Source organism: Secundilactobacillus pentosiphilus (assembly GCF_002217985.1).
GTDB classification, from domain to species: Bacteria; Bacillota; Bacilli; order Lactobacillales; family Lactobacillaceae; genus Secundilactobacillus; species Secundilactobacillus pentosiphilus.
Genome location: NZ_BCMI01000014.1, coordinates 61932 through 70290 on the forward strand (window position 1 = coordinate 61932; position 8359 = coordinate 70290).

The following is an 8359-nucleotide window of genomic DNA, read 5'->3' on the forward strand; positions in this document are numbered from 1 at the left end:
AATGAATAACGATATCGAGCGTGTTTTATACAGCCAAGATGACATCAAAGCTGCCTGTCAACGTTTGGGAGCAGACATTACCCGGGATTATGCGGGTAAAAAGCCATTGTTCATCGGTGTTTTGAAGGGCGTTATTTTTTTCATGACGGATCTTTTGAGAGAGTTGGACTTTCTTGCTGACATCGATTTTATTGACGTTTCCAGTTACCATGGCGGTACTGCGTCAACCGGAGAAATCACGCTAGTTCATGATATTGATACTGATATTAGCGGTCGTGATGTCATCATAGTTGAAGACATTTTAGATACTGGCCGGACTTTGGCTTATTTACGGGATCGTTTAAGTGAACGTAAGCCGAAGTCTTTGAAGGTATGCACGCTATTAGACAAGCCTGAAGGTCGGGTAGTGGAAGCTAAGGCTGACTACGTCGGGTTTAACGTACCGAATGAGTTTTTGGTGGGGTACGGACTTGACTACGTTGAGTACTACCGAAATTTACCCTATGTGGGGGTTTTAAAACCGGAAGTTTATGCTAATTAATGATTTGGTCAAAAAAGGTCAAATTTCCGAATAAAACATTAGTCAAACATGGTCAAATGTGATAATATGATTTTTATCAACGGGGGAATCGTCCCTCAGTTTCATTCCCAAATATTATGGGGAATTGAAGTAAGGAGGCACTAAATGAACAATCGAAGAAATGGACTTTTTCGAAATAGTCTTTTCTACATTGTGATCTTCTTGTTGGTCATGGTTGTTATTTACTTCTTTCAAGGAAATAACTCAAGCTCGCAATCCCAAGAAATCCAATCGAGTGAGTTTATCCACCAACTAAAAGAAAACAACGTTAAAAACTTCTCCGTTCAACCTTCTGGTGGCGTTTATAAAGTTACCGGTGAGTATCGGAAAGCACAACAGACTAAGACTCAGACTGGTTTTACCCTCGGCGGTAACACCAGTTCTAAGGTTACAAGCTTCAGCACTGCGATGTTGCAAAACAACTCCAGTGTTAATGAAGTAACACGTTATGCAAGGGATCATAACGTCAAGATGAACACCAAGCCTGAAGAGTCCAGCGGCTTCTGGGTAAACTTATTAGTTTACGTTCTGCCTCTCCTCGCGTTCATTTTCTTCTTCTACATGATGATGGGTCAGGCCGGCCAAGGCGGCGGGAACGGCAAAGTCATGAACTTTGGTAAATCCAAAGCCAAGCCAACGGACAGTAAAGAAAACAAAGTTCGCTTTACGGATGTCGCTGGTGAAGAAGAAGAAAAACAGGAACTGGTCGAAGTTGTTGAGTTCCTGAAAGATCCGCGTAAGTTTGTTTCGTTAGGTGCCCGGATCCCATCTGGTGTGTTACTAGAGGGACCGCCTGGTACTGGGAAAACGTTACTTGCTAAAGCGGTTGCCGGTGAAGCCGGTGTACCGTTCTACTCAATTTCCGGGTCCGACTTCGTTGAAATGTTCGTTGGGGTCGGTGCTAGCCGTGTTCGTGATTTGTTTGAGCAGGCTAAGAAGAATGCACCTTCCATTATCTTTATTGATGAAATCGATGCCGTTGGTCGTCAACGTGGCGCTGGTATGGGTGGCGGTCACGATGAACGTGAACAAACCCTTAACCAATTGCTGGTTGAAATGGATGGGTTTACCGGTAATGAAGGGGTCATTGTCATGGCTGCAACTAACCGTTCAGATGTTTTGGATCCCGCCTTACTTCGTCCAGGTCGTTTCGACCGGAAGATTTTGGTTGGCCGTCCAGACGTCAACGGACGTGAAGCTATCTTGAAAGTTCACTCACGGAATAAACCGTTAGCAAACGATGTTGATTTGAAAGAAATTGCCAAGCAGACTCCTGGGTTCGTGGGGGCTGATCTTGAAAACCTGCTGAACGAAGGTGCGCTGTTAGCTGCCCGTCGGAACAAGACACAGATTGATGCTTCTGACATTGACGAAGCTGAGGATCGGGTGATTGCCGGACCAGCTAAACGCAACCGGGTGATCAGCAAGAAAGAACGGGAAACCGTTGCTTATCACGAAGCCGGGCATACGATCGTTGGGTTAGTCTTAAACGATGCGCGGGTCGTTCATAAGGTGACGATTGTCCCTCGTGGCCGTGCCGGCGGATACGCGATCATGCTTCCCCGTGAGGATCAAATGCTCATGAGCAAGCGGGATGCCAAGGAACAAATGGCTGGTTTGATGGGTGGTCGTACAGCTGAAGAGCTGATCTTCCATTCAGAATCATCTGGTGCTTCTAATGACTTTGAACAGGCCACTCAAATTGCCCGTGCCATGGTTACCCAGTACGGGATGAGTGAAAAGATCGGGACCGTTGCCTTGGAAAGTGCTACCAGTCAACAGGCAGCTGCTTATGGACAAGCCCCAACTTATTCACAAGAGACTGCCGCAGCCATTGACGAAGAAGTTCGTCGATTGACCAATGAAGCTCACGAAACTGCTCGTAAGATCTTGTCTGACCATCGGGAACAGCATAAGATTATTGCTGAAGCATTGCTGAAGTACGAAACGTTGGATGAAAAGCAGATCCTCAGTCTCTATAACACGGGGGAAATGCCTGATAAGAAGGACGACAGTGAATTTCCGAGTGAAAAAGCTGCAACCTTTGAGCAATCTAAGCGTGAACTTGAACGGCGCGAAGCTGCACGTCAAGCTAAAATTGAGGAGAAGGCTCAGAACTCTGGACAAAATTCAGATGCTTCCAAGCCGGATTCTGACAATGATCAAAAACCTGATCAGGATGATTCTGACCAGAGCGATTCAAATCAACCGCATACTGATGATTCTTCAGATCATTCAGATGATGGTGAAGATTAGGATCGATGAAAAAGCGCAGGCCATGGGCTTGCGCTTTTTTGTGAGATTTTTGAATGGAATTGAGTTAGCGTGTTAAATTAACATAGCCTAATTGGGCTCCAAGCTGACAGAGAGCTGCCTGTAAGTCACTTTTGACATAAATTCAAAACCGGAATTTTTGTCAAAAGCGCCTTACAGGCCGCCCTCTACCCGTCAGCCTCCGCACCTTATGTTATACTACTCTGTGAACTACTCGTCACTAAAGTAACGAGCTTCTAGGAACATCGCTGACTTACACAGCATTCATTAAATGCCGCACAGAGGTTACGGCTATTGACTAAGGGCTGTTCCAGCCCAGTTGGTCATTTGGCTAAGCTGTCGCTTTTAGAATATTGATGGTGGCATTGATATCACGATCATGATTGCTGCCACAGTTAGGGCAGGAGCACTGCCGAACATCTAAGGTGTGCTTGCCGTCATCATAGTCACAAGTTGAACAGATTTGGGAAGCCTTGCGTGGATTAACAGTGACCAGCTGTTTTCCACACCGGGTACACTTATATTCCAGCATTATAAGAAGCTTTCGTCAGGATTGGTTGGCAATTGCTCGGGCGAGTTGGTGATTTTTCAGCAGATTTTTGTTTTTCAAATCTTCAATCTTAATCACATCATATTGGGTAACCAGTTCTTTGGTGATACGTGATCAACAGATTCAGCATTTGATTCTACACGAACCGATTACAGCCAAAATTAAGTTTAATTTTCAGCTGCTGATCCAAGTTAGACAGTCGTAATTTAATTCCTTGGTAAGTCATTTGGCCTCACCCCCCTTACGCCTAATCTTTTATCATAGGTTCTAGTGTAAATGGCTAAAATCCCGAAGTAGGGGCATTAAGAGGCAATCGTATGATTAAATACGAATGGACAAATGTGTCTGATTTTAATTTTCATTTAGTGTGGGTAATTAAGTATCGTCAGCTAATTTTTATCACTGAAGAACAAAGCTATCCTGACAGAAATTACTGAATGTTGCTTGGTTAAAATAGCCAATATAGTAGTGCCAGATTATATTCACATGGTGATTAGCCTTTCACCTAAACTGGTGCCTTTTTCAATTGTAAAAGCTTTCGAAGGTGGTTCAGCTAAACGGTGGTTCATTCAATTTTTCGAAACTAAACCATTACTTTGGCAGAACCATCTCTGGTCTCCAAGCTTCTTTATGAGTACGCTTGGTCATGTTCCTAAAAAGTTGTCAGTCAATATATTGATTCACCTTTAGATCGATACACCGGTGGCCGTCCAAGACGTTGACTCATCTTGGTATTAAAATACCGAGTTTTCTCAACTGACGGCACTCTATAAATTCTTTTAGGAGGAAACTATGTCAGATTATTTACTTAAAAGCGTTATTAACGGCGGTCAATTCCGCGCCTATGCCGTTGACGCTACCGAACTCGTACGCGAAGCGCAACAACGTCACGACACCTGGTCCGCCGCTTCGGCCGCACTTGGACGAACGCTGATTGCGACGTTAATGCTGTCCTCGTCCGTTTTAAAGGGTGACGATAAGTTAACCGTTCGTATTAATGGCGGCGGTCCCGTTGGTGGAATCGTGGCCGATGGCAATGCTAACGGTACTGTCAAAGGTTATCTGCAAAATCCACACGTTACTTTACCGCTTAATAAGCGCCATAAAATCGATGTTGCCAAAGCCGTGGGTGTCAATGGGTCACTATCAGTCACCAAAGATTTGGGCTTAGATAAACCCTGGACTGGGCAGGTACCATTAGCCTCCGGGGAGATTGGCGATGACTTTACCTATTATTTGGCACAATCAGAGCAGATTCCTTCAGCGGTTGGGGTGTCCGTTTTTGTAAATGATGACAACAGCATTCAAGTTGCTGGCGGTTTTTTAGTACAGGTTATGCCTGGTGCTAAGGATGAAGCCATTAGTCACTTAGAGAAGCGGCTAAAAGAAGTCCCGATGGTTTCTGAGCTGTTATTGGATGGTCAAAAGCCTGAGGACATGCTTAACCTTTTGTTTGGTCAAGAAAACGTTAAAATTTTGGATAAAATGCCGGTATCATTTAAATGCGACTGTTCTAAAGAACAGTTTAGTAAAGCGCTGGCCAGCATTTCTAAAACACAGATGGCGCAAATCATTAACGAAGATCATCACGCGGAAACGGTCTGCAACTTTTGCAGAAACAAGTACGAATTCAGTGAAGATGAGTTAAAGGCGATTTTAGCCAAAATGTAAATCTGCTATCGTTAGTGGTCAGGCATTACTGGAATGTGCTATGATAGCTAACGCAGAATTTAAGTAAGCGAGTAAAACTTTAGAGGTGAGCATATGGAATGGCAAATTGGCGACGTTAAGATTGCAAATCAAGTCGTGGTTGCCCCAATGGCAGGCGTGACGAACTCTGCTTTTCGGGTGATCTGTAAGGAATTCGGTGCTGGATTAGTGGTTTGTGAAATGATTTCAGATCGCGGGATTATGTACCATAATAAGAAGACGCTAGACATGATGTTTGTTGATGCTAGCGAACACCCAATGAGTATTCAAATTTTTGGCGGTACAAAGGAAACACTGGTTCAGGCCGCTAAGTTTGTGGATCAAAACACGGCAGCAGACATCATCGATATCAATATGGGCTGTCCTGTAAATAAGGTCGTTAAGACTGATGCAGGGGCTAAGTGGCTTTTAGATCCGAATAAAGTCTATGAGATGGTATCCTACGTGACGGATGCTGTTAAAAAACCGGTTACGGTTAAAATGCGAACTGGTTGGGACGATCAACACATCTATGCTGTGGAGAACGCCTTGGCAGCAGAGCGTGCTGGTGCTTCAGCGTTAGCAATGCACGGTCGCACCCGTAAGCAGTTGTATCAAGGCCACGCTGATTGGGATATTTTAAAGGAAGTTGCCGATCAGCTGACCATTCCGTTTATGGGTAATGGCGACGTGCGCTCAGCAGAGGATGCTAAGCGAATGCTGGATCATACAGGTGCTGACGCCGTCATGATTGGGCGTGCAGCAATGGGGAATCCGTGGATGCTTCGTCAAACGGAGCATTATCTAGCAACTGGGGAATTACTACCAGAGCCGACCCCGGAAAAGAAGATTCAAACAGCTAAGGAGCATTTACACCGGCTTGTTGAATTGAAGGGTGATTACGTTGGCCCACGTGAATTCCGTGGCCAAGCTGCATACTACTTAAAGGGGATTTCACACTCAGCGAGAACCAAGGCAGCGTTAAATAATGCTGAGACAGAACAGCAAATGAACGATATTTTTGATGCATTCTTAGAGAAATTAACAAGTTTATCCGTTCGCAGCCGATAATTTAAAAAAGCAGGCAAAAAGAGCTTGCTTTTTTTATTGAGGGTTGTCAAAATTAATAGCGGACTAGTTATTATAAGATGGAGGTATTAGTGTGGCTGGAAAAGATAAAGAAATGAACGACCAACTGCGAGTTCGTCGCGAAAAGATGAACGAACTGCGCGAAGAAGGAATTGACCCCTTTGGTCATCGGTTCGAAAGAACTTACTTAGCAGCACAACTGCACAAGCAATTCGGTGATGAAGATAAGGAAGAACTCAATGATTTGCATAAGACGGCAATCATTGCGGGCCGAATGGTTTCTAAGCGTGGTAAGGGTAAAGTTGGCTTTGCCGATTTACAAGACCGCACCGGTAAAATTCAGATTTACGTTCGTAAAGATATTTTAGGCGATGAAGTCTATCACGTTTTCAAACGGTCAGATATCGGTGATCACTTGGGTATTGAAGGGGACATCATTAAGACTGACATGGGCGAGCTTACTATTCGTGCCACGAAGTTAACGTTCCTTTCTAAAGCGTTACGACCATTACCAGATAAATTTCATGGCTTACAGAATAAGGAACAGATTTATCGTCAACGTTATCTAGACTTAATTTCTAATCCGGAGAGTTTCAACCGGTTTAAGAAGCGGAGCAAAATCATTACTGCTGTTCGCAGCTATTTGGATGGCAATGATTTCCTTGAAGTGGAAACACCAGTGCTTCATAACCAAGCGGGTGGTGCCAACGCACGGCCATTTATTACCCACCATAACGCGCTTGATATTGACCTTTACTTGCGGATTGCTTTGGAACTTCACTTAAAGCGTCTGATCGTTGGTGGTATGGAACGGGTTTACGAAATTGGGCGAGTTTTCCGTAATGAAGGGATGGATACGCGTCATAACCCAGAATTTACCATGCTGGAAACTTACGTTGCTTACTTTGATTTTCACGATGTGATGAACGAAACTGAGGGCATTTTCAAGGCGGCTGCTAAAGCAGTTACTGATGATGGTGTCATTACTTATCAAGGCCATGAAATCGACCTGAATAAGGATTTTGCGCGGATTCACATGGTAGATGCAATCAAGCAGTATACGGGAGTTGATTTCTGGCCCAAGATGAGTGTTGAAGACGCTCGTCAATTGGCGGACGATCACGGTGTTCACTACGAAAGCTACTGGGCGGTAGGACATATTATCAACGCCTTTTTTGAGGAACTGGTTCAGCCTAAGTTGGAACAGCCAACCTTTGTGTACGGCCATCCGGTTGAAATTTCACCATTGGCTAAGAAGAATGCGGATGATCCTCGTTTCACTGACCGGTTTGAGCTTTATATTGTTGGCAATGAATTTGCCAATGCCTTCACTGAGCTGAATGATCCGATTGACCAGCGTCAACGGTTTGAAGCACAGGTTAAGGAACGTGCCGAAGGAAACGAAGAAGCTGAGGGTATTGATGAAGACTTCATCGAGGCTTTGGAGTATGGTATGCCGCCAACTGGTGGCTTAGGTATCGGTATTGATCGGTTAGTCATGTTACTGACGGATGCCGAATCGATTCGCGATGTTTTACTGTTCCCAACGATGCGGCCTGAAGAATAGTTGCCTTTGAAATGGGCTTAACTTTCTGGGATTCTTTAGTATGATAATCGACGGTTTGATCACAAGTACGATTCACTTGTGATCAAACCGTTTTTTATTTTACGATCGTTAAGCAGGGCCAAAAGTTTGGTGATGATCGGCGAAAAACGAATGATTATTTTTGAACTAGACTGTTTTCTATATAAATGCAGTAAGTGTATTTGCCTTAAAACGAATATTTAACGTCATTAAAGTGAACTCGTTCGGTGCTGGGACTGTCTTTTTAAATAGCAATAAAGCGGCTTGAAAGTGCTGTTAGACAAAACAGAGATGAATTTTTGAAAAAGTTGCTTTTGGGTGTTGACCTCCCCTTAGATAGCTGGTATAGTAGTCATCGTTGTCAAAGAGATAACGTGCTTGGCAATCAACTCGTTTGAATATCTATTCAAATAAGTTATAAAAAAACGTTGACAAGAAAGTAGTCAACATGATATGATTTAATAGTTGTCGCAAGGCAATTACTTATCAAAGTAGACCTTTGAAAACTGAACAAAGTTTTGTTTCACAAATGTGCAGGGTATATCAGTTTCGGCTGATATCAAATGTAATTTGCGAAGTCAATTTCGCTAGT

General features: G+C 43.8%; 6 protein-coding genes and 1 pseudogene. 6 read left to right on the forward strand and 1 reads right to left on the reverse strand.

Annotated elements, in window-relative coordinates; all coding sequences use genetic code 11:
- The first annotated feature begins 1 nt into the window (after nt 1).
- Both hpt and ftsH read left to right on the forward strand, forming a co-directional pair.
- Nucleotides 2-541 (forward strand): hypoxanthine phosphoribosyltransferase, encoded by a 540-nt coding sequence (gene hpt / locus CES81_RS07975; protein ID WP_089089464.1) that lies wholly within the window; start codon nt 2-4, stop codon nt 539-541.
- A 144-nt stretch (nt 542-685) separates the two neighbouring features.
- The gene (gene ftsH, locus CES81_RS07980) at nt 686-2836 is read left to right on the forward strand and encodes an ATP-dependent zinc metalloprotease FtsH (RefSeq protein WP_089121339.1); all 2151 of its coding nucleotides are present in this window, start codon (nt 686-688) and stop codon (nt 2834-2836) included.
- A gap of 349 nt (nt 2837-3185) precedes the next feature.
- Here the strand turns inward: ftsH and CES81_RS13665 are convergent.
- Nucleotides 3186-3515: pseudogene (locus CES81_RS13665) on the reverse strand (RNA-guided endonuclease InsQ/TnpB family protein); the annotation flags it as partial.
- 357 nt (nt 3516-3872) lie between these two features.
- On the opposite strand from CES81_RS13665, the gene CES81_RS07990 reads away from it, so the two are divergent.
- From CES81_RS07990 to lysS, 4 genes are all read left to right on the forward strand, one after another.
- Nucleotides 3873-4094, forward strand: coding sequence for a transposase (locus tag CES81_RS07990; protein WP_263849992.1), 222 nt, complete (start codon nt 3873-3875; stop codon nt 4092-4094).
- 102 nt (nt 4095-4196) lie between these two features.
- Complete coding sequence (hslO, locus tag CES81_RS07995) at nt 4197-5075, forward strand: Hsp33 family molecular chaperone HslO (protein ID WP_089089462.1); 879 nt, start codon at nt 4197-4199, stop codon at nt 5073-5075.
- Nucleotides 5076-5168: 93 nt separating this feature from the next.
- A complete protein-coding gene (gene dusB / locus CES81_RS08000; RefSeq protein ID WP_089121340.1) occupies nt 5169-6164 on the forward strand; it encodes a tRNA dihydrouridine synthase DusB in 996 nt (331 codons plus the stop codon).
- A 112-nt stretch (nt 6165-6276) separates the two neighbouring features.
- Complete coding sequence (lysS, locus tag CES81_RS08005) at nt 6277-7749, forward strand: lysine--tRNA ligase (protein WP_089089487.1); 1473 nt, start codon at nt 6277-6279, stop codon at nt 7747-7749.
- The last annotated feature ends 610 nt before the right edge of the window (nt 7750-8359 follow it).